Origin of the sequence: Pelatocladus sp. BLCC-F211 (assembly GCF_041928655.1) — a bacterium.
Taxonomy (GTDB): Bacteria; Cyanobacteriota; Cyanobacteriia; order Cyanobacteriales; family Nostocaceae; genus Pelatocladus.
Window position 1 is genome coordinate 1 of the sequence record NZ_JBHFLM010000023.1, and the last position, 21,216, is coordinate 21,216.

General features: G+C 39.2%; 17 protein-coding genes and 1 pseudogene. 10 read left to right on the forward strand and 8 right to left on the reverse strand.

The window, feature by feature from the left end:
• Nucleotides 1–222: 222 nt before the first annotated feature.
• Nucleotides 223–1,692 carry a dolichyl-phosphate-mannose--protein mannosyltransferase gene (locus ACE1AT_RS01750; protein ID WP_374865594.1) on the reverse strand — a complete coding sequence of 490 codons (1,470 nt, stop codon included), beginning with the start codon at nt 1,690–1,692 and terminating at the stop codon, nt 223–225.
• A gap of 59 nt (nt 1,693–1,751) precedes the next feature.
• A complete protein-coding gene (ppsA, locus tag ACE1AT_RS01755; RefSeq protein ID WP_374865595.1) occupies nt 1,752–4,397 on the reverse strand; it encodes a phosphoenolpyruvate synthase in 2,646 nt (881 codons plus the stop codon).
• A 298-nt stretch (nt 4,398–4,695) separates the two neighbouring features.
• Between ppsA and ACE1AT_RS01760 the strand changes: the two are divergent.
• From ACE1AT_RS01760 to folP, 6 genes and pseudogenes are all read left to right on the forward strand, one after another.
• A pseudogene (locus ACE1AT_RS01760) lies at nt 4,696–4,802 on the forward strand (Clp protease N-terminal domain-containing protein); the annotation flags it as partial.
• Nucleotides 4,803–4,822: 20 nt separating this feature from the next.
• Nucleotides 4,823–4,951, forward strand: a complete 129-nt coding sequence (locus ACE1AT_RS01765) for a hypothetical protein (protein ID WP_374865596.1) — start codon at nt 4,823–4,825, stop codon at nt 4,949–4,951.
• A 101-nt stretch (nt 4,952–5,052) separates the two neighbouring features.
• Complete coding sequence (locus ACE1AT_RS01770) at nt 5,053–6,279, forward strand: hypothetical protein (protein ID WP_374865597.1); 1,227 nt, start codon at nt 5,053–5,055, stop codon at nt 6,277–6,279.
• 397 nt (nt 6,280–6,676) lie between these two features.
• Nucleotides 6,677–7,732 carry a hypothetical protein gene (locus tag ACE1AT_RS01775; RefSeq protein WP_374865598.1) on the forward strand — a complete coding sequence of 352 codons (1,056 nt, stop codon included), beginning with the start codon at nt 6,677–6,679 and terminating at the stop codon, nt 7,730–7,732.
• A 213-nt stretch (nt 7,733–7,945) separates the two neighbouring features.
• Nucleotides 7,946–8,638 (forward strand): triose-phosphate isomerase, encoded by a 693-nt coding sequence (tpiA, locus tag ACE1AT_RS01780; RefSeq protein WP_374865599.1) that lies wholly within the window; start codon nt 7,946–7,948, stop codon nt 8,636–8,638.
• Nucleotides 8,639–8,681: 43 nt separating this feature from the next.
• A complete protein-coding gene (folP, locus tag ACE1AT_RS01785) occupies nt 8,682–9,527 on the forward strand; it encodes a dihydropteroate synthase (RefSeq protein WP_374865609.1) in 846 nt (281 codons plus the stop codon).
• Nucleotides 9,528–9,572: 45 nt separating this feature from the next.
• Here folP and ACE1AT_RS01790 read toward each other — a convergent pair whose 3' ends face one another.
• Nucleotides 9,573–10,412 (reverse strand): SPFH domain-containing protein, encoded by an 840-nt coding sequence (locus ACE1AT_RS01790; RefSeq protein ID WP_374865600.1) that lies wholly within the window; start codon nt 10,410–10,412, stop codon nt 9,573–9,575.
• Nucleotides 10,413–10,709: 297 nt separating this feature from the next.
• Nucleotides 10,710–12,353 (reverse strand): alpha/beta hydrolase, encoded by a 1,644-nt coding sequence (locus ACE1AT_RS01795; protein ID WP_374865601.1) that lies wholly within the window; start codon nt 12,351–12,353, stop codon nt 10,710–10,712.
• On the opposite strand from ACE1AT_RS01795, the gene ACE1AT_RS01800 reads away from it, so the two are divergent.
• Entirely contained in the window at nt 12,321–12,497 is a 177-nt protein-coding gene (locus ACE1AT_RS01800; protein ID WP_374865610.1) for a hypothetical protein, read from the forward strand. The genes ACE1AT_RS01795 and ACE1AT_RS01800 overlap by 33 nt on opposite strands.
• Before the next feature lie 45 nt (nt 12,498–12,542).
• On the opposite strand, the gene ACE1AT_RS01805 is transcribed toward ACE1AT_RS01800, so the two are convergent.
• From ACE1AT_RS01805 to ACE1AT_RS01815, 3 genes are all read right to left on the reverse strand, one after another.
• A complete protein-coding gene (locus tag ACE1AT_RS01805; RefSeq protein ID WP_374865602.1) occupies nt 12,543–14,039 on the reverse strand; it encodes an SLBB domain-containing protein in 1,497 nt (498 codons plus the stop codon).
• 385 nt (nt 14,040–14,424) lie between these two features.
• Nucleotides 14,425–15,399: an ABC transporter ATP-binding protein gene (locus tag ACE1AT_RS01810; protein WP_374865603.1), complete on the reverse strand. Its 975-nt coding sequence runs from the start codon at nt 15,397–15,399 to the stop codon at nt 14,425–14,427.
• Between the two features lie 503 nt (nt 15,400–15,902).
• Complete coding sequence (locus tag ACE1AT_RS01815) at nt 15,903–16,190, reverse strand: Mo-dependent nitrogenase C-terminal domain-containing protein (protein WP_374865604.1); 288 nt, start codon at nt 16,188–16,190, stop codon at nt 15,903–15,905.
• A 438-nt stretch (nt 16,191–16,628) separates the two neighbouring features.
• On the opposite strand from ACE1AT_RS01815, the gene ACE1AT_RS01820 reads away from it, so the two are divergent.
• From ACE1AT_RS01820 to ACE1AT_RS01830, 3 genes are all read left to right on the forward strand, one after another.
• Nucleotides 16,629–17,609 (forward strand): XdhC family protein, encoded by a 981-nt coding sequence (locus ACE1AT_RS01820; protein ID WP_374865605.1) that lies wholly within the window; start codon nt 16,629–16,631, stop codon nt 17,607–17,609.
• Between the two features lie 100 nt (nt 17,610–17,709).
• Entirely contained in the window at nt 17,710–18,402 is a 693-nt protein-coding gene (locus ACE1AT_RS01825) for an NTP transferase domain-containing protein (RefSeq protein WP_374865606.1), read from the forward strand.
• Nucleotides 18,403–18,594: 192 nt separating this feature from the next.
• Entirely contained in the window at nt 18,595–19,281 is a 687-nt protein-coding gene (locus ACE1AT_RS01830) for a conjugal transfer protein TrbI (protein WP_374865607.1), read from the forward strand.
• 320 nt (nt 19,282–19,601) lie between these two features.
• Here the strand turns inward: ACE1AT_RS01830 and ACE1AT_RS01835 are convergent, their stop codons facing one another.
• Complete coding sequence (locus tag ACE1AT_RS01835; RefSeq protein WP_374865608.1) at nt 19,602–20,915, reverse strand: ATP-binding protein; 1,314 nt, start codon at nt 20,913–20,915, stop codon at nt 19,602–19,604.
• Nucleotides 20,916–21,216 lie beyond the last annotated feature (301 nt).

Consider the following 21,216-nt stretch of genomic DNA (forward strand, 5'->3'; position numbering starts at 1 on the left):
AGGTTGGGTTGAGTGCAAGCGAAACCCAACAAAGCCTTGATAATGTTGGGTTACTCTGCGAGAAGCCGCGCAGGGCGCGTCTACGTTCCTCAACCCAACCTACGCTAGTTTTAGTTTTTAGCCTTAACTGAACCGTATTGACATCTGGGTTAGTTATTTTTAGAACCTGTGATTTTGCAAAAAAATTTCTATCAAACGTGCGATCGCTTGATTCTCAACAACCTAAATCCAAGAATGGAACCACATCCGCAATTTATAAGCTTGAGGTGAGAGGGGTAAAGCTAAATAAAGCGGTAGCCAGAAAACAAAAGCTGTCAGAATTGTAAACGTAATCGTAACACCAACAGCGCGGAGTACCTTGGAATAACTGCGAAGACATTGATCTACTAACCAAGCGATCGCCATAAAAGCGAACACAACAGCTGTCATGTAGTGATAGATAAAAAGACAGCGATTTACTCTTACCCAAGGCAGCAAATTGGCGGCATAATTTAAAATCAAATATAAAGCAATCCAATTATCAACAGAAAGTCTTGGCGCGATCGCAAAATGCTTTTTCTTCACCAAAAAACTTATCGCTTGCCACCCCAACATTACTACTAACAATAACAGAGCAATGACACCAAACCACCACAAAAACGGATTCCCCATTGCATGAACATCATAAATTACTTTGCCAGTACCGCTAGGTAAAGGTGGTCCAAATACAGGAAGGGGTTCTTTGAGATTTGTTGCTGTTTCGTATAAATACGCCATTGGTCTAGTCAGCAAAGGCCATTTATACCATCCAGCACAGTAAGGGTGGACTGTGGGAGTATTACCACCTAAACGCTCATGAAACAGCAAAATTTGTTTATGAACTTCAATAAAATTATATCTTCTGTTGATTAATAAATGAGGAATCCAAATCAGGCTGTAGATGAATGCTGGAATAATTCCTAAATAAAAGAAAAAGCTCACAAAATTTAGCTGCGTCAAGTTTTGTAATAGGGATGTTTCGTTTTCATGCTCCCATAAATTACGGCTTTCTCTAGCAATATTAGCCTGACTGATTGTTCCGATAAATTTCCATCCCCAGGCGAAAATCCAAATCAGATAAGCACCTAATAAAAACCACAAACCGTTCCATTTTGTAGCAGCAGAAGCACCAAAAGCAACCCCAGCAAGTATGAGGTAAAGTCTACGCTGTTGTCTGTGATGAGCTAAGGCTAATAAGAACAATAACTGTCCTAATAATCCAAAGATAACTATATATATATTGATCAAAGCGTAGCGAGACTCAACGATAAATATACCGTCACAAGCCGTGAATAAACCCGCCAATAAAGCAAAACCACGACGAGAACTTAATTGATAGGCAATTCCTGTAATAATTAAGGGAATAGATGAGCCAAACAGAGCATTAAGCCAACGATAACTCCAAGCTGGCCGCAATTTACCTGTTAAGCCATTTACCTGATCATGCCAAAAGGGAATGCGATCGCTAATCCACATTCCCGATGCAATTATCAGTTTACCAAGCGGTGGATGACCATCAAAAAATGGAGTGTGAGTGAGATAGTTATTGCCAAATTTAGCATAGTAAACCTCATCAAATACTAAGGTATTAAATCTCCCTAATCCCCAAAATCGTAGGAAAAGTGATAGAAGAAATATACCTGCAATGCCTATCCAAAACCATTTTTTAGTCATTGGTCAATAGTCAATAGTCAATAGTCAATAGTCAATGGTCATTTGTCATTTGTCATTTGTCATTGAGTATTGGTGTTGATCTCCCCCTTGTCTCCCTTGTCCCCGATCCCTGATCCCCGATCCCTTCCCTCTACTTTCGCCACTTCTAGCATGGTTTTTAATACAGAATCAGGATTTAGACTAATTGAATCAATTCCTTGTTCCACTAAAAACTGAGCAAATTCTGGGTAATCACTAGGTGCTTGTCCGCAAATACCAATTTTGCGATTATGCTTTTTCGCCGCAGCGATCGCCATTTTTACCATTTGCTTGACTCCTTGACTGCGTTCGTCAAACAACCCTGCTACTAAGGCTGAATCTCTGTCTATGCCTAGTGTTAGCTGAGTTAAATCATTAGAACCAATTGAAAACCCATCAAATACCTCAGCAAACTCCTCAGCCATTATGACATTATTAGGCAATTCGCACATCACATAAACTTGCAAACCATTCTCACCTTGATGTAGACCATTTTTTGCCATTTCAGCCAACACTAACCGCCCTTCATCAGGAGTTCGACAAAAAGGAATCATCGGGATAATGTTAACTAAACCCATTTCTTCGCGGACTCGCTTCATAGCCTGACACTCTAAAGCAAAACCTTCGCGATAGCCTTGATCATAATAACGTGCAGCCCCCCGCCAACCCAGCATGGGGTTTTCTTCTTTGGGTTCAAATTGTCTACCACCGAGTAAATTTGCATACTCGTTACTCTTAAAGTCTGACATTCTCACAATTACTGGTTTAGGATAAAATGCTGCGGCAATTCTGCCAATACCTTGCGCTAATTTATCAACAAAATACTGTGGTTTGTCATCATAAAGAGCGGTAATTTCTGCAATTTTTTCCTTAACAAATTGATCTTCTAGTTGATCATATTTAATTAATGCCATGGGATGGGTTTGAATGTGATTGGCGATAATAAATTCAGTCCGCGCCAAACCAACCCCATCGTTAGGAATTGCAGATAAACTAAAAGCTTCCTGGGGATTACCCACATTCATGAAAATTTGGGTGCGGGTACGAGGTAAATCTTCTAAAGCAACTTCTTGTACATCAAAAGGTAGTAATCCTGGGTAAACTTTTCCTTCTTCTCCTTCAGCACAAGAAACTGTTACTTCCTGACCACTTTTTAATACTTCCGTCGCATTCCCACATCCCACAATAGCAGGTACGCCAAGTTCTCTAGCAATAATTGCAGCATGACAGGTGCGTCCCCCAGAATTAGTAATAATCGCACTAGCACGCTTCATAATTGGTTCCCAGTCGGGGTCAGTTCTATCTGTCACCAGAACTTCCCCTGGTTGGAATTGGTCAATTTTGCTGACTTCGCAAATTATTCGTGCTTTTCCTTGACTAATTGCGGAACCGACAGCACGTCCCGTTACTAAGGGATTCTCCAGAGGAGACGCTTCGCGTAGACGCGTCAGCGGCTTCTCATAGAGTACGGGGATCGGGGAACGTGGGGTCCCCTCTGGGGATAAGGGGCAACGGGGATCAGGGAAAGACAAAAGAGAAATTCTTTCTTGTCCCCCTTGTCCTCCCTGTCCTCCATGTCCCATTGCAAGTCTATAAGTTCGCAACACATTCTGGCTTTTCTGAGATTGGACTGTTTCTGGACGCGCTTGGACAACAAATAATTGATTAGTAATACCATCTTTTGCCCACTCAATATCCATCGGGGTGTAGACACCGTGAACTTGAGAATAATGGTCTTCTATCAAACAAGCCCAATGTCCTAGTTGTAAAATTTCATCATCTGTAAGAGCAAATTTATTTTTTTCTGGATTGGAAACTAGGATATTTTTAGTAAATTTAGAGCCATCGTCATAAACCATTTTTAATTCTTTGCTGCCCAATTTTTTATCAATAATTGAGCGAAATCCGGCTTTTAATGTCGGTTTAAAAACATAATATTCATCAGGATTTACTGCACCTTGAACAACATTTTCTCCTAAACCATAGGCAGCTGTAATCAGTGCTGCATCTTTGAAACCTGTTTCAGTTTCTATGGTGAACATGACTCCAGCAGATGCTAAGTCAGAACGCACCATTTTCTGCACACCGACGGCGAGGGCAATGTTAAAGTGATCAAAGCCTTTAATCTGACGATAAGAAATAGCGCGATCAGTGAATAAAGAAGCAAAACATTTATGACAAGCTGCTAAAACTCCCGCAGTTGTTGTGACATTGAGGTAGGTTTCTTGCTGTCCCGCAAAACTTGCATCGGGTAAATCTTCCGCGGTGGCGCTAGAACGAACCGCTACATCTGTATCGAGATAATACTGTTCACACAAAGTTTGATATGCACGGGCGATCGCATCACGCAATTCTGGTGGAAATGGTGTATGTATGAGTAGCGATCGCGCTTTTTTACCTCGTTCGCGTAAATTATTGACATTATCAACATCTAAGTCAGTAAACAATTCCCGCAGTTGTGCTTCTAATCCAGCAGACTCAATGAAGTAACGATAAGCATAAGCAGTAGTAGCAAACCCCATTGGTACGTTTACACCTTTGGGTATTAATTGTTGAATCATCTCACCCAAAGATGCATTTTTGCCACCAACTAGCGGTATATCACCAATACCAACTTCATTTAACCAGAGAATGAGCGATCGCTCTTTGGAAGTTGGTTGAGCAGTCTCTTTTATAACTATTGCCACCCGTATATACTCCTGTTAAACTTTTTTCTTGTTCAGCAAAGACGAGCAATTAAGTTTATTAGTCTGAAATAGTTCGTCTCTTTATTGACTAACTTCAATATGCCTATATATTAGTAATCTACTTTATATTTTATTTGGAATCACTATGTCCAAAGTTATAGAGAAAATTTTATTTAATTTTAGAGTTGCTCTGAAAATGACTAGAGCGAATAAATCTGCATTTTATATTTCCGAAATTATATCTGTTAATCCTGAATCTATATAGATGCCTTTTTTGATTTCACTCAAGGGGTAGAGTATGTTTGAGTGCTTCACAAAAAAATCTGTCAAATCGTGATGCTAGCACAGGAAGACGCACGTCGGTTGGGGCATAATTTTGTCGGAACAGAACAGTTACTGTTAGGCTAAATCCTACAATAACGAACATGCGAAAGTTTGCTAAAACAGCACTCAAAATTTTAAAAGCAACGATTGCTGAATTACCTGCTACCAGTCAGTTAGTTACAGATTGTAACCAGTTACTACCAAAAATAGCTAATTTTTTTGATTTGTGATAATCCTTTAATTTGTTAGTGGTTGTTGGTTGGTAGTTGTCTGCCGTAACAAACAACTACCAACTCAGAACTAACAACAACTCAGAAAGGGTTAAATAATTATGAATACTCAAGATATTAGTATTAAATTTCTCCAAGGACGTACAGCATTTATTATTATCCACGGCGTAGGTGAACAAATACCTTATGAAACAGTAGATTATTTTGCCCAAAATTTAGTTAAACACTTTGAAGGGCAGAGTTTACCAATCATGTTAGAACACTTAATTGCTAAACGAAGACTACCTAATGGCAATCCTTGGATAGAAAGCTTTGTGCGTCTTAGCCCTACTGAATTTCCAGCAGATGATTTTATAGATATTCACGAATATTATTGGGCAGCAGATACGGAAAATCAAATTAGTGTATCAGAAGTATTACAATGGGCAGATCAGACACTAGAGGGGACAATTGCATTTTATAGTCGCAAGGAAAATGAATCTAAATTAGATGATATTTTAAAAGAAAAAAATTGGAATAGTTTTTTTAAATATCGCTTACGCTGGCTAACTATCTTTTTACGGTTATTTAAAATAATATATCCTTGGTTACGACTAATTATTTACGTAATTCTACTATTATTAAGTCCATTTCTTCAAGGCAAGTTTTTACAACCAGCTTGGAAATTAAGCAGACAATTGATAACTCCTTTGCTAGTAAATATGGTGGGCGATGTTGCTATATATACCACCACCACTGTAAAATCCCCTTACCATAAAATTCGTGAACAAATACTAGCGGAATCATTAACACTGCTCAAAGCCATTCTCAAGGATAAATCAGCAAATTATGACCAAGTAATCATAGCTGGACATTCTCTCGGTAGCTGTATTGCTTACGACACCTTGAATCTTTTATGCATAGAAGCAAGTCTATCTCAAGATCGGGGTAAAAGTTTGCTTGTTGATAAAATTACAGGATTAATTACTTTTGGATCTCCATTAGATAAGATTGCTTTTTTCTTCAGAGAAATGGCAGAGCAGCATCAGTATATTAGACAGAGAATATTAGAACACTTAAATTCTTTTCGTGTAAAGCCTTTATATATTCGGTTAACTCCATACTTGACTAAAAACCCAGTAGAATGCCAACTAGAAAAAATTCGCTGGGTAAATTATTATCATCTACAAGATCCAATTAGTGGCCACTTAGATTATTACGACAGCTTAGATAATATACGAATGGAATATGAAACTACTTGGGGGGAAAAGGCGCATTTAGGTTACTGGACAGATCCCAATTTCTATAAGGATATTGCCCAACGCTTTCTTTCAAAAAAAAATAAGTAGTAGACTTCGTAGCTCAGTATATCCCATAAAGGAGATAACACATGTAAAATGGTTTTTCAATTTGATGCAAAAATATATGCTCAAATCCTAACTAACCATCAATACAGAAAATGAATACTATAGATGAAATATCAAGGTACTTAATACATCAAGCTTCAACGATCCAAAATTTCAAATCTGAAATAGCATAACCTATGAAAATGCTTTGCCGCACATAAGATGTCCATATAGTATATGGTGCTTGGTGGTTCGTAAGAAGATTAAGAACAGGTTATTAAATAACAAATTCAATCATTACTACTTAGTAAGTCTTGGTTATTTGAGCCTAACAATTGCAAACTAATGACTTCAGCCATTGGGAAACTACCCAATCACAGCAGACAACGGAGGAAAAATCATGGGTAAGTACGACAAATTTTTTGAGTCGGAAGAGGTGTTGGAAGAATCACTCAATCCAAATGAAGCGATCGCAGCCGTCGCGGTTGTGACTGCAATTGCTGACTCTTCCATAGAAGATGTAGACGCGGAACTATTGACGGATATTCTCTGGGGATTTGAAATTTTTGACGAATATTCCGATGATGAATTATTAGAAATGATCGATAAACTTGTAGCCTTAGCTGAAGATGAAGGAGTCGGAACACTTTTCAACACTGCTTATGAATCATTGGATGATGAATTAATCCCAGATGCCTTTGCTGCGGGGGTGAGTATGCTAGTAGATGAAGAAGATTTGCGTATTCCCAGGGGGAAAGCAACTCTACTCAAGAAGCTACAACAAGCCTTGGAACTAGAAGATGACGAAGCGAAGGAAATTGTAGAAGAAGTGATTACCGCTTTTGAAGAAGCAGAAGATGAAGACTTCCTAGAAGAAGATGATGATGAAGACTTACTAGAATCAATCTCTAGCCAGCCAATATATGAGTCACCTGCTGGCAATTTTACAGTCCCTGTTCCATCCAGCCTGCAACAGGGTGCAATGATTGATAGTCAAGAAGGAATAGTAACTTTTTCTGATGACGTTGGTTCTTTATTCAGAATCGATTATAGTTCTCTGCCTCCTCAACAAATGGATGACATGGAATCTGTAGGACAGGAGGAATATTTAAGGTCTATTCTTTTGAACAAGTATGTGCCTAGTGCGATCGCATCTAATTTACCAGATGCTTCCGTGGATTACACTGAATATCTGTCAGATGTATTAGAAGGCGCTTACTTTGCATTAGTAAATATGCCCGAAGGCTCAACAGTTCCTAAAACAGGGAACAACGGTACTGCTGTCAAATGTGATGCTTATCGAGGATTGTTAGCATTTATTGATGGAGACTTTTTGTATATAGTCAGTAGCCAGCGCAGCTTTTGTGATGGTGAAACTCCGGCGGGTGTTAAACAAGAAGCCCAAAATCTGAAGCAGAGTATTATCAACTTCGTCGATACGATTGAGTTTAGTTAGCTTTAGAGGCACGCGCACTCATCTATTCGCATTCAGAAGGTGTTTTTTTGGGAAAATCGCCTTCTGTTAACAAATGACCAATGACCAATGACAAATGACTAACAAATTAACAAATAATTAACAAAAAGTCCTAAACTGAAAATTGCATTGTGTATAGTTTTGAGCTTGACGAAATCACCTGTGCGGAAAATAGTAATTGCCGGAAACTGGAAAATGTACAAAACTCAGGCAGAGTCCCAAGAGTTTTTACAAGGATTTCTGTCTGCCTTAGAAGAGACTCCCCAAGGCAGAGAAGTGGTATTGTGCGTCCCCTTCACTGATTTAAATCTTTTATCTAAGAGTTTGCATGGTAGTCGTGTACAACTGGGGGCGCAAAATGTTCATTGGGAAGACAGTGGTGCCTATACGGGTGAAATTTCCGGGCCGATGTTACAAGAAGTAGGAATACGCTATGTAATTGTCGGTCATAGTGAACGACGGCAGTATTTTGGCGAAACGGATGAAACCGTCAATTTACGCCTCAAAGCTGCTCAAAAGAATGGTTTGACCCCGATTTTATGTGTAGGCGAAACAAAGCAACAACGAGATGCAGGGGAAACGGAATCGCTAATTATCAGCCAGCTAGAAAAAGGTCTAGTGAATGTTGATCAGACAAATTTAGTGATTGCTTACGAACCCATTTGGGCAATTGGTACCGGTGATACCTGTGAAACCACTGAAGCCAATCGCGTCATTGCTGTTATTCGTAAGCAATTAAAAAATCCTGATGTCCCAATTCAATATGGCGGTTCAGTCAAACCGAATAATATTGATGAAATTATGGCCCAGCCAGAAATTGATGGTGTGTTGGTGGGAGGAGCAAGTTTAGAACCTGCAAGTTTTGCCCGGATTGTGAATTATCAGTGAATTACAACTAATGTGGTGGGCATTGCCCACCTACCCTGTAGAAATGACAAGCAACTTGATGATTCGCGATCGCGCCTTTGAATGGGGACGGCGGACTTATTTGATGGGCGTTTTAAATGTCACCCCTGACAGTTTTAGTGATGGTGGCGAATTTAATGCGATCGCTACTGCTTTGACACAGGCGCAAGCACTCCAAGCCGCTGGAGCAGATATTATTGATATTGGAGGCCAATCAACTCGACCAGGAGCCGAGCAAATATCAATTGCTGAAGAACTTGATCGTGTTTTACCTGTATTGCAGGTATTACGTCCAGAAATTTCCGTACCAATTTCTATAGATACCACACGCTCCGCAGTGGCGATCGCTGCGGTAAAAGCAGGCGCCGATATAGTTAATGACATTTCCGGAGGCATATTTGACCCAGAAATGTTACCCTCTGTAGCAAAAATGGGTGTGCCTATTATTTTAATGCATATCCGTGGAAATCCACAAGATATGCAAAAAATGACTGATTATCAAGATTTGATGGGTGAAATTTGTAATTTTTTATCAGAACGAATTGCAGTAGCAATAGCTGCGGGTATTAATCAAACACAAATTATTATTGATCCTGGTATTGGTTTTGCCAAGAACTACGAACAAAATTTAGAAATTTTTCGCCGCTTGCCAGAACTAAGAAAGCTCAATTGCCCTATTTTGGTAGGGCCATCGCGTAAAAGTTTTATTGGTCGCATTTTAGACCAACCAGATCCGAAAGCCCGTGTCTGGGGAACGGCTGCGGCGTGTTGTGCTGCAATCTTTACAGGAGCCGATATCCTGCGGGTTCACGATGTCAAGCAAATGCATGATGTTTGCTTAGTTACAGATGCAATTTTTCGACAGTCGTAATTAGTTGTTGGTTGTTAAGAATTAGATCATTGACAAATGAGCTTCTTATAAAGAACCATTTTCTGATTTCTTGTTATTACCTTCTTGGGATACTGCCTCAGAAATAAATTCCATCATGTCAGCCGATTTCCCTGGGTCTACAAACACGACTTTGGCATTTTCACTTTCACCTAGTTTGTAGCTGGCATTAATATAATCCTGTGCTACAAGATACCGCAGAATATCCTTATTCACAGAGTCATCACGTAAGGCTTCCGAAATGATTTCCATCGATCTCTTAGTTCCTTCTGCTTTTTTAACTGCGGCTTGCCGTTCTCCTTCTGCTTCTAAAATAGCAGCACGACTTTTAATTTCAGCAGCTCGCTGCTCTTCCATCGACTTCCGTACACTTTCGGGTAAGGTAATACTTTGAATATCTACCCGAATAACTTCTACTCCCCACTTTGGTGTAATTGCATTTAAAGCATCTAGTATGTCTCTATCTATATCACTGCGGGAGACATTAGTTTCTTCCAAGGTGTGTTGAGCCAGGACTTCTCTAATAGTGGTTGTAGACAATTGTGTCAGGGCGCTTTGCAAGTCTTCGATCTCGTAATAACTTCTTCTGATATCTTGAATATGCCAGTAAACTACTGCATCAATTTCTACAGAGGTATTATCTTTAGTGATAATGTTTTGAGGTTTGATGTCTAAGATTTGTTCTCTTTTGGTATCTTCCATCACTATTTGATCTAGCAAAGGAATAATAAAGTTTAGTCCTGGGTCAAGTTTGCGATGATACTTGCCTAAACGCTCCACCAGAGCTTCATTTCCTTCATTAATTAGTTTGGCAGAGCCTAAAGCATAGCCTATAAGGACTAAAACTATAGCAATAATTGGTTCCATACATGCTCCTGATTAAGCTTTGAGGGAATTTACTTTTTACTTTAAGGACTTAATTCTACTCTGTCCTAATTTTTTGTGTTTATAGTTTGAATATAGTTACTAAAGCCAAGCGCTAGAGAGCGAAGGCTTTCGATAAGTTAATATCACAAGTAATGAGTTCAGACAAGACCTCTAGGAAGAAGCAAGGCTATTAAAGCACTTTCGCAGGCATAGTTGCAAGCGCTAATTTGTGATCAAATTGACCAAGTAGTAGAGCGTACTTGCCTTACACCCCTACACCCCTATACCCTTACACTCTTATCCCCTTTCCCCTTTTACCCAAGGTTTTAGATTTGCTGGTAATTCTGAAATAAGACTCAAGGGTAGATTGGACGTGGAAAAAGATTGAGCATAAGCTGATGTCAGAAACGGTTGATAAGTTTTGGCTTCTGGCGTCTGTTGTTTGATAAATGCCAAACTTACACCTTGTAGCAACTGACGTAAGGCTTTAGTTTGTTCTCCTTGTCGTTCTTTGACGATAGTAGTAGTATCACTGGACTGATAGGTAGGATCGCTAATACTCAAGTGCGTACCACCAACAGCACTGAGTAAATATTTTTCACCTCCTAATTGGCTAAAGGGTGTAATTTGATGCTTAAGGGCGGGAGTGATCGGATCTTCGGTTCCAGTTAAAATTAGAACTGGTTTTTTGACTCTAGATAACGCCTTTTGATCAAACAGATCACCAATCATAGGGTTAAGAGCGATCGCACTTTTAACCCTTTCATCTTTGAGTTGAAGTTTTTGTTCTGGTAAAGAAGTTGCTGCACACTGTAACCAATCACCAGCAGATTGACCAATACCTAAAGAATTGTTACAGAATTGCCGCAATTGTTGCAAGTCAACCTCTGCTCCTAGTAAAGCTAAGGCAGTATAACCACCTAAAGAATGGCCAATCACAGTAACTTGATTTGTATTGAGTTTTCCTTGTAGCTGTCCTGGCTGTTTATCTAGTTTTGCTAGTTCGTTGAGTGCAAAGCTGATATCCTTGGGTCGGTCAATAAATTCAGTTGCAGGTAATAATCTCTTGAGATTGGCTTGATTTGAGGCTCTACTAATAGCAGTGACATTGCTACCTGGATGTTCAATTGCAGCGACAGTAATCCCGTAGGAAGCAAGATGATGAGCTAAGTACCTCAAAAATTGACGATTTGCTCCAAATCCGTGAGAAATCACAACCATTGGATTTTGGGCATTGCCATGACTCCAATAAACATCTACGGGTATACTACGATTCCGTTGTCGGTCTTGGAGAGTAAGTGTCTGTTGCTGAACTGTTTGCTTACCAGGAGTCGCGGGATTAAATTTAGTTGGTAATAACGTGCTATTTTTAGCAGTTTCTTGCCGTGATAATACGGCTCCAAAAAGTTGACTTTGCCAGTAGTTCGGGTTTAATTCCAACGCCACAGAAACTGCTTGAGAGGCGTCTACTGTTACGTTTTGTTGTGGGTATGCTCTTAAAAAACCCAGCGCACTCAAACCATTGACTTGCCGCAGTGCTAAATTGAGGGTTGCTTGGAGACTTTCAGCACTACTACCTGGTATGATTGCTGACAAAGATGAGATAAATTGTTTACCTGCGGGGTTTTGCTTTAATTCTGCAACGAATTTGTCAGCAACAGCTGGATTGATTTCTAAACGCTTTGTCAGTAATTCTCTAATTTGGGGTGTGAGTATTGCTGAAAATATTTGCAGATTGTCTGGTAGATTTCCAGTTTTGGCAAATTTTTCTAAATCCGCGATCGCTACTGACTGTTGAAATGGCCCCAAGCGAATAGTAACTGTTTCTGCTGCAAAAGTTGCAGGCATCGCTGTACCCCAACTCAAAACTAGAGTTAGGGTACAAAGTAATGAATGTTTCCAGGATTTATGACGTCGCTGTCTGCCAAGCTGAAATTGCATACTAGTCACTGGTTATTGGGAACTCATATAACTGATGACATTATCAGCCTAGAAACAGTTTCGTATCAGTTATCAGTTATCAGGCTTAATAGTAACGAATTTGAACTTGTCACTACAACTTTCCAGCAATTGATGTGGATTTAAAGCCAGCAATAGACCGGATAACTGTTTACTGTTAACTGATAACTGTTAAAACCCAGTGAATATGGATCTGATAATACCGAAGACAGCACCTATAGGATTAAAGATCGCACCGATAGTATCACCAGCTATAGCTGGATTAGAACGCTTAACAATTACAACATCATTATTGCGAAGTATGGGGTTGGTTTTCTCGTTAATTCCTGCGGAGAAGTCCATTTTAACACTGCGCTTGGTGACAGAACCGTCAGGATTGAGACGAATCAAATCCACGGTGGAACTTCTGGCTCTAGCATCATTAAACCCACCTGCTGCGAGTATAGCTTGATTCAATGAGCTATTAGGCAGAACTTCAACTCTTCCTGGATTTTTGACTTCTCCTACAATACCGACTTGCATACGTGACGGAGAGAGAGTGGTGTTTGCTAGTTGGGTAGCTTCTGCTGGGTTGACTTCGGTGGCAGTGGGGATAACGATTGTATCACCATCTTGAACAACGATGTCTTGATTGATATCACCGCCTTGGAGTAATTGCCAGAAATTGACCTTAATTTGTTGTTCTGAGCCAGTTCTTGTTGGTCGGCGAATAATGATATCGCGAATATTAGCTTGAGTTGTGATCCCACCAGCAAGTTGAATTGCTCGTGACACAGTTGGTTGACCAGAAATAGCCGGCGCACCAGTTCCAGTTGTTGTTCCAGCGCCTGCACCCTCAGCCTGTCCTTGAGTGACAAGATAGGTTCCTGGACGGTTTACTTCACCAGTTACCGCTACTGAGCGGGGTTGGGTGATATCAGCAGCAAAGCTAGCAGCCGATAAGTTACGCGCATCTGCCAAATTCAAGGTATTTGCTGTTGGTACAAAAACCGTGTCGCCATCCCGCAGAGTTACATCTTGAGGTAAAGTACCTGTTTGGATATATTTCTGTAAATCAAGGGTAATAACTTGTTCTGGCCCGTATCCCAACTTGCGTCGTAGTTGTACTTTGGTGACGTCTGCGGCTTGAGTAACACCTTTAGCTGTTGTCAGTGCTGACATCACAGTTGGGTATTGTACCCCAGGATCTTGACCTGCACCTCCTGCTAAACTGAGACTGTAAGCCCCTGGTCGTGATACTTCTCCGGCTACAGTCACATTAATCGGACGAGGCGATAACAAATTCACTGAAATGATCGGACGCTTCAAATAAGTTTTATAAGCACATTCAATAACGTTAGCAGCCTGCTCTGTTGATAAACCTTGAACAGGTACAGTGCCAATTAAAGCTAAATTGATTGCTCCACCAGGAGGAATGGTGTACTCACCAGTGTACTCCTCAACTTCAAAGACATTGACACGGATGCGATCGCCTCCTCCTAATGTATACCCTGAGTACGAAGCTTGTGTATTTCTACTGTCAGCCAACTCTTGGTCTAGGCATTGTTTCACAGTTGGTATCTGTGTTTGAGCCATGACCACAGGTAACAAATTTGTCAATGCTAGGGTGAAAAACAGCAACCCTGCTACTGGCTGACTAAAAATTTTCCACAAACTTGTATTAAGCATATTTACCTGAAATACCATGAGTAAAGCACTGTCTTATCAGTTTATCGTTGACTATACTTAAATATTTGGGTTCCCCAATAATATTATTTTCAGAAAAAACCCTATGCTTCAGAAAAGAGATCGTATGTAGAATTTGAATTTTTAATGAAGCTAATTTCAATTAGCTTTTTGACATACTTTATTTTCGTGAAAATAATTGTGGCAATAATTACAATCAATTTAGTTAACAGTTAGTTGGGATTAGTTACTAGTGCTTGTTCATAATATAATGACCAATTTAATTATTTTTGACATTTTAACGATAATTATTTAATGGTACAAGCCCCCAGATTTTAGAATTGGAAACAATCCAATATCTAAAATCGGATAAACCTTGACTTTTAACCTATATTTTATATTTTTGAATTTGTTGCATGAAAAACTCTTCTAAAGATAGACGAGACAAATTCATACTAATTATTTGCCCACCCATGAGATTTAGACTTGCAAAAAAATCATAGGCGTCACCTTGCAATTCACCTTGCCAATAACCATGAGACACAAATTCTAGATTAGGAATCCATTTTTGCAGAATTTCCCAATCGCCACCTTGACCTTTAACATGATATGTATTGTATGTTCCCAAGAGTTCATTGAGGGAACCAGAACAAATCAATTCACCTTGAGCAAGAATGGCAATGCGATCGCAAATTTGTTCTACTTCACTTAAAATATGACTATTGAAAAAAATTGTTTTGCCTGCGGCTTTGAGTGATAGGATAGCTTCTCGCATTTGCAAGCGTCCTACCGGATCTAATCCAGACATCGGTTCATCTAAAAACACCACTTCTGGATCGTTAATTAGTGCTTGTGCCATACCCACTCGCTGAAGCATACCTTTAGAGTAGCGACGCATTTGCTTGTTGCGAGCATCAGCTTGCGATAAACCCACTAATTCTAGCAATTGAGGAATGCGTTGACGTTGTACATTTGCAGGAATTTGAAATAACCCGGCTACTAGCTGTATAAATTCCCAACCAGTAAGATAGTCGTAAAAATAAGGATTTTCTGGTAAATAACCAATACGTTCTTTGACTGTGCGGTCGCCTAATGGTTTACCTAAAAGCAATCCCCGTCCAGAGGTGGGACGAATAATATTTAGTAACAATTTTAATAGCGTGGTTTTACCAGCACCATTTTGTCCCAGTAACCCAAAGGTTTCTCCTTTGTAAACAGTTAAAGAACAACTTTTAAGGGATATAATTTTTTGATTTAAAAAGAAGCCAGTACGGTAAACCTTTCGCAACTCAGAAGTGAGAACCACTGGCGGCTGTTCTTGTGTATATGCTGGAAAATTAGTAGTATCTGCGACTGGCTTCATTCCGGTTAGGTTGTGCTAAAAATTACACGAAAATAACTACTATTCTAAAACATCCAGTTGCAAAAGAACTATATTTTAACTGTGTAATACTTGGTTCTAAAAAGTGATCAATTGTCGAACACTGTTGACTAATAGTATACTTGTGTGGCTGCGGGCGAGTCAACAGTATAGTCCGATAACATTTATTGAACTGACGTTAATATGCAAGATATAAATTAAGCAAAAATTGATAAACTTAGCGTAGAATTTGGATGAAGCGATCGCAATGGAAAATTTTGTGAATTTGCAACTATATTATTAATATCAATATCAATCAATTATTTTATTTGATCCAGAGGTTTTGTCCCAATTAATATAGCTTTTCTTGCTGACAAAAACCTCTAGAATTTGATGGGAAAGTGATGCTCATTAAGTATATTCTCAAAGCTAATAGTGAAGAATATCAATTAAATTAACTACATTGCTATAAAATTCAGTTTGTCATTACACTTAAACATGAATTCTTAGCAATAGGCTGTAACATCTTCACCACATTCATCTGCTAGATAGCAAAGTGCTTTGAAACGTAAACCAACAACTTCTTCATAAAGAGGATTGAGTTTACACATTGGTGGAATGTGGAAAAGCTTCCGACCAAATACTATAACATCACGTTCAAAAGGACATTGTGCAGGAATAAGTTTGCATAGATAATGGGCTAATTTAGCGTTGTGAACATCGATAGATTCTAACCATTCACGTACAGGAGAGAGTACGTCGTTTCGTCTTTGGATTTGAGTAAAGCTAGTCATGATTTTTCCTTTAAGTTTAGAACTTCTATATTTTTTAGGTTTTGAGTTTGAACCTTTTCCTATATATGTATACAGTTGGGTTCTTGAGTTTTATGCAAAATTATTGCAAGTTTCTTTTTTGATTTGAGATATCGCTTTTTGTGTATATCTCATCTTTAGGAACACACATAACTACAAACTCTAATGGCAGGCTTCCGGATAAATTCACGCATCAATTAAAATTTTGCGCTACACTGGGTAAACTCGCTCTGATCACCCACTCATATTGTCTAAATCTAGACTGCGATCGCCTTCATCCAACCGAGTCACCCAATCGGGTGATTTCATTGAATGAGTAAAAAATAGACACTGAACAGTAAACACAGTGGGAATTACCCGATAACTGATAACTGTACAGACGCGAGGAATATTGCGTCTCTAGCTAACCAATAACCAAGATTGCAACTTATCCATTTTTATCAAGTACTTGCTGAAACCTTACAACAAACTTCCGTCGTCTTAGCTACTGTCGTCAGCACTAAGGGTTCTGTTCCCAGAGAAATCGGTGCTAAGATGCTCATCAGTAGTGATGGTGAAACCTTTGGTACAATCGGTGGTGGTGCCGGTGAAGCTAAAGTTTATCAGCAAGCACTGCAAATATTCCAGACAAAGGAAAAGCAATTTGTAGAAATTGATTTATCTGGCGCACCATATTCACAAACCCAGGGTATTTGCGGTGGCACAATGTTGGTATGGTTAGAGTTGTGGTCAGGTTGGAAAGCCATTGAATTAGTCAAGCAAATTTTACAAATTTTAAATTTAGAGCAAGCAGCAGTCTTAATTACGCCTTTTACTCAAGCTCAAAAACCCTATTTAACAACAACGCAATCTCTGAATTCACCACTACTAGTGCATGATCAAGCTTTCATTGAATGCTTGTTACCGTCACCGAAACTATTAATTCTTGGTGCAGGACATATAGCTATTCCCTTGACGCAGATTGCAAAGATAGCGGGTTTTCAAATAATTGTCCAAGATGATCGTCCAGATTTTGCTACAAAGCAGCGATTTCCACAGGCTGCTATGATAATTGCTGAACCAATTATTGCTATTCAAGAGATTTTAAATAATACTTCTGATTTATATGTTGCTTTAGTCACTAGAGGTTATGTACAAGATTTAACAGCTTTACGGTTGATACTAAATTACCAACCTAAATATATCGGTATGATAGGCAGTAAAAAACGAGTTCATACTGTATATAAAATCTTACAAGATGAAGGCTATCCTGCAAAATTGTTACAGCAAATATATGCACCTATTGGTTTAGATATTGGTGCTTTCACACCAGAGGAAATAGCTGTGAGTATCTGTGCTGAATTAATCAAAGTGCGACGTGGTGGAACTGGATTGTCACTGTCAAACAATTTTAGATTTTAGATTTTGGATTGACGGAATCAAAATCCTGATGCTTTCTTAACCTTTAGAAATAGTAATATCATTAGTCGTAATGGAGAGGTAATTGACCGATAATTCTTTTATGGTACAAGAAAGCGGATTTATCCGGGGAATAAATCCAAAATCCAAAATCCAAAATCCAAAATCGGTTGACCTGATCGTCAACGCAAACGTTCATAACCAAATATTTGCAATTATTCTTGCTGCGGGTACTTCCACGCGCATGGGTACTTGTAAAACCGCACTAGCTTGGTGTGGAGGGAAAACATTATTGACATACCAGCTAGAACAGTGGCTAATAGCTGGTTTTACACCTGTGATAGTGTTGGGTACACACAATATTCACAGACAAACAGATTGTCCTTATGGGAGTTTGGTTGTGATTCATCCTGAAACAAATGCTGGGAAAACAACTTCTATTCTTGCAGGATTACAAAATATTCCTGCTAATGCTGAGATTGTAGCAATTTCTGCTGTTGATCAACCTCGGAAATCATCAGTGTATCAACAACTTCTGCAAGCACATAAATATCATTCAGCCTTTATTACTGCACCAATATATAAAAGTAAAATAGGTCATCCGTTGTTATTTGCAAAAGAGATGCGATCGCATTTAGAAAATATTCACGAAGAAACTTTAGGATTACGTCAAGTTCTTCAAAATTTTTACTCCTTTATTTGCAAAGTAGACTTTAATGACCCAGCAGTTACTCTAGATATTAATACACCTGAAGAATATGTAAAAGCAGCGAGTATTTTCTTAAATAGTCAATAATAATTCAAATTTTTGATTAACTGAAGTATTATGCAGATGCTAAAATCGTCAATTTAGGAAAATTAATAGTCATTGGTCGTCCAGTGCATAATTTCACCCGTTGGTATAGACCAATAGACAGGTTGAATATAACTCAGAAACAATATTCAGTAATATCACGTCATTACTTACTAGGACAAAGAAGGAATATATATGAATAGCTTACTTAATTGGAAATCTGGAACAACAGCATTCATGGCAATGGTAATGTCAACAAGTGTCACAGTACCTTTGTTTACTCGTGCTGCAACTGCACAACAACCAGCTATTTTCACTAGACCAACTCAACCAATTAGTCAGTCAAGTACAGTTTCAATTCCTCCAGGAGTGACAATTCCTGTTACTTTCAAGAAGGATAAAATTATTGTCACTCCTGATGAAACGACATCTGTAACCTTGGAAGTTGCACAGAACGTTGTAGACGGAAATCGAAATGTTCTCATACCTGCGGGAACGAAAATTGAAGGAAAATTGCAACCTAGAACTATCAATGGAGTAAAAGGTTCTCAGTTTGTCGCCGAAGAATTAGTGTTTAGTGATGGTAGAAGACAGTCTATTGATGCAACTTCTCGTGTAGTTACCAGAAAAGAAACTATCAAAAAAGGAGCTAAGACTGGTACGATACTAACAGATGCAGCTATTGGGGCCGGTGCTGCTACTGTGATTTCTCTGCTTACAGGTAACAAAAAAATTGAAACTCTAGAACCTGTAGCAGGTGGTGCAGCTGGTGCTTTAGCAAGTGTTTTACTACGTAGAAGAGAAGTAGAGGTTGTTGTCATTAACCCACAACAAGATTTAGATGTTACTCTCAACTCTAATTTGGTTGTCTCCCGCTTCTAAAATGAACAAAATTTAAATTGTGACTTTCATCATTTTACAAACTGATGACCCTAATTCGAGGGGTTTCCTGTGTGGGAAACCCTCTGTTATTGATAAATAATAAACCTCTTGCAACATGTACTTTTACAAGAGTTGGGATGTAAGTAAGACAGCGTAAATAATCAAAGGTTCGTAGTAAGGACTTTAGCCCTCCAGAAAGGACTAAAGTCCTTACTACGAACTTATTTAAATAATTTTACGTTACTTAACATAGTTTGATTTATTCTCACCAACTTACTTAGATAGTTAGTTGTTGATTGTTGGTTGTTAGTTATTTACCACTATCCATGAGCAATTGGCAACCACACAATAAAAGTAGTTCCTGCTGTTTGGGGTGATGTAATAGCTGAGTTTAAAGCAGGGCTTTTTACTTCAATTTCTCCCTGCATTTGTTCTATTAGTTGTTTAGCGATAGCTATCCCTAACCCTGTTCCAGGAATTTTAGTTTGAGCTTGTACACCCCGGTAACGGCGTTCACCCAGATGTTCCAAATCTTCGACTGGAATACCGGGACCTGTGTCTGTAATTGCAACTCCTTGCAAATTGTCTTTTTGTTGTCCCGCTTCTATTAATATCTTGCCACCCGCAGGAGTGTATTTTAAAGCATTATCGATGATGTTACTAAATACTTCTGTTAATGCCTTACGGTTAGCGTGTACTAACGGTAAATAAGATGGAATATTTGTTGTAAGTTGTAGGTTACGTTCTTGGGCTATTGCTTGCGCTGAAACTAACAATGGTTGCAATATCTCAGATATATAGCAATCTGCTTCTTTTTCTCCTGTTCCTGGTAATAATAATGCTGGTTTGTGTTCTTTTTCTACAGTTGCTTCTACAAATATTTCTTGTTGTTCTGGTAGTTTTAAAGGTGCTAAATTTTCTACTCCCAAATCAATCACTTCATCAAATTTCTTCAATAATTCTTGTAGGCGATCGCTTTCCCGCACTATACTTTCTGCAACTTCTCGGTTAGCATCTCCTGGCCGCAGTCGTTTCAGAAGCAGCTTCCCAAAAGTTCGCAATGCTGTCAGAGGATTACGAAATTGATGCAAGAGATTATCTAGTAAATCCTGCTGTTTTTCTTGCAGGATTTGTTGTTGATGCAACTGCATCTCCAACCATGTGCGTCGCTGGTCTAAAATACAGGCGATCGCCAGTGTTCTAGCTATACTTTCAATGCGATCGCGCTCCTGTTCATTCCATGTCCTGTCTTCTCTGGCTGTCACCAGTAACCCCATGACTACATCTTGATAGACCAGAGGTAAAACGATTTTGTCGCCGCTTAATAGATACTCCTCTTGTACATTTTGTGAAGTTCTATCTTCGGTCTCCGCATTTAATGGGGTAGGAAAATCTTTTGCTGCTGCCAATAACCTGTGATTCAGTTTTGGCAATGCTAAAGCATTTGCACGTTGAACTCCAACCGCCGTTTCCGGATAAACCACCAGTGGAATCAATTTCGCTTCATTTGTTGGAGCCTCTACCAATTCTTGTGTTAAATATACGACACTCAAAGACGCTCCTAGCCCTTGGACTAGTAACGCCATTTGCTCTCGACACAGATCAATAAACTCCGAACTGGCAGACATTAACATTTTTTAGCTCTTGCTCACAATCGGGATAAAAATAAATTACGAGGACAAAGTGTGAGTTCTATATGTAACAAAGCTTAACTATATTTTGCAACTAACGCCATTGCTCTCAAGGCAGACCCAATGAAAAAATTTCACCATCCAGCCTGAAAATAGGACTCCTCCTACACACGCGCTTGTGCTACAACGCTCTTAACCCGACGCCAGGTACTACAACGGGACGCCAGTCGCTACAACGGAGGAGCCACTGCGGTGGACGGGTTCCCCGGCATAAAGCAGGTGGCGTGGAACCTCCGCAACGCGC

Bases quoted from the DNA above. Each gene is read 5' to 3' on its own strand.
- ACE1AT_RS01750 (WP_374865594.1), bottom strand. From the start codon at position 1,692: ATGACTAAAAAATGGTTTTGGATAGGCATTGCAGGTATATTTCTTCTA.
- ACE1AT_RS01765 (WP_374865596.1), top strand. From the start codon at position 4,823: ATGCGAAAGTTTGCTAAAACAGCACTCAAAATTTTAAAAGCAACGATT.
- ACE1AT_RS01770 (WP_374865597.1), top strand. From the start codon at position 5,053: ATGAATACTCAAGATATTAGTATTAAATTTCTCCAAGGACGTACAGCA.
- ACE1AT_RS01775 (WP_374865598.1), top strand. From the start codon at position 6,677: ATGGGTAAGTACGACAAATTTTTTGAGTCGGAAGAGGTGTTGGAAGAA.
- tpiA (WP_374865599.1), top strand. From the start codon at position 7,946: ATGTACAAAACTCAGGCAGAGTCCCAAGAGTTTTTACAAGGATTTCTG.
- folP (WP_374865609.1), top strand. From the start codon at position 8,682: ATGACAAGCAACTTGATGATTCGCGATCGCGCCTTTGAATGGGGACGG.
- ACE1AT_RS01790 (WP_374865600.1), bottom strand. From the start codon at position 10,412: ATGGAACCAATTATTGCTATAGTTTTAGTCCTTATAGGCTATGCTTTA.
- ACE1AT_RS01800 (WP_374865610.1), top strand. From the start codon at position 12,321: ATGACGTCGCTGTCTGCCAAGCTGAAATTGCATACTAGTCACTGGTTA.
- ACE1AT_RS01795 (WP_374865601.1), bottom strand. From the start codon at position 12,353: ATGCAATTTCAGCTTGGCAGACAGCGACGTCATAAATCCTGGAAACAT.
- ACE1AT_RS01805 (WP_374865602.1), bottom strand. From the start codon at position 14,039: ATGCTTAATACAAGTTTGTGGAAAATTTTTAGTCAGCCAGTAGCAGGG.
- ACE1AT_RS01810 (WP_374865603.1), bottom strand. From the start codon at position 15,399: ATGAAGCCAGTCGCAGATACTACTAATTTTCCAGCATATACACAAGAA.
- ACE1AT_RS01815 (WP_374865604.1), bottom strand. From the start codon at position 16,190: ATGACTAGCTTTACTCAAATCCAAAGACGAAACGACGTACTCTCTCCT.
- ACE1AT_RS01825 (WP_374865606.1), top strand. From the start codon at position 17,710: ATGGTACAAGAAAGCGGATTTATCCGGGGAATAAATCCAAAATCCAAA.
- ACE1AT_RS01830 (WP_374865607.1), top strand. From the start codon at position 18,595: ATGAATAGCTTACTTAATTGGAAATCTGGAACAACAGCATTCATGGCA.
- ACE1AT_RS01835 (WP_374865608.1), bottom strand. From the start codon at position 20,915: ATGTTAATGTCTGCCAGTTCGGAGTTTATTGATCTGTGTCGAGAGCAA.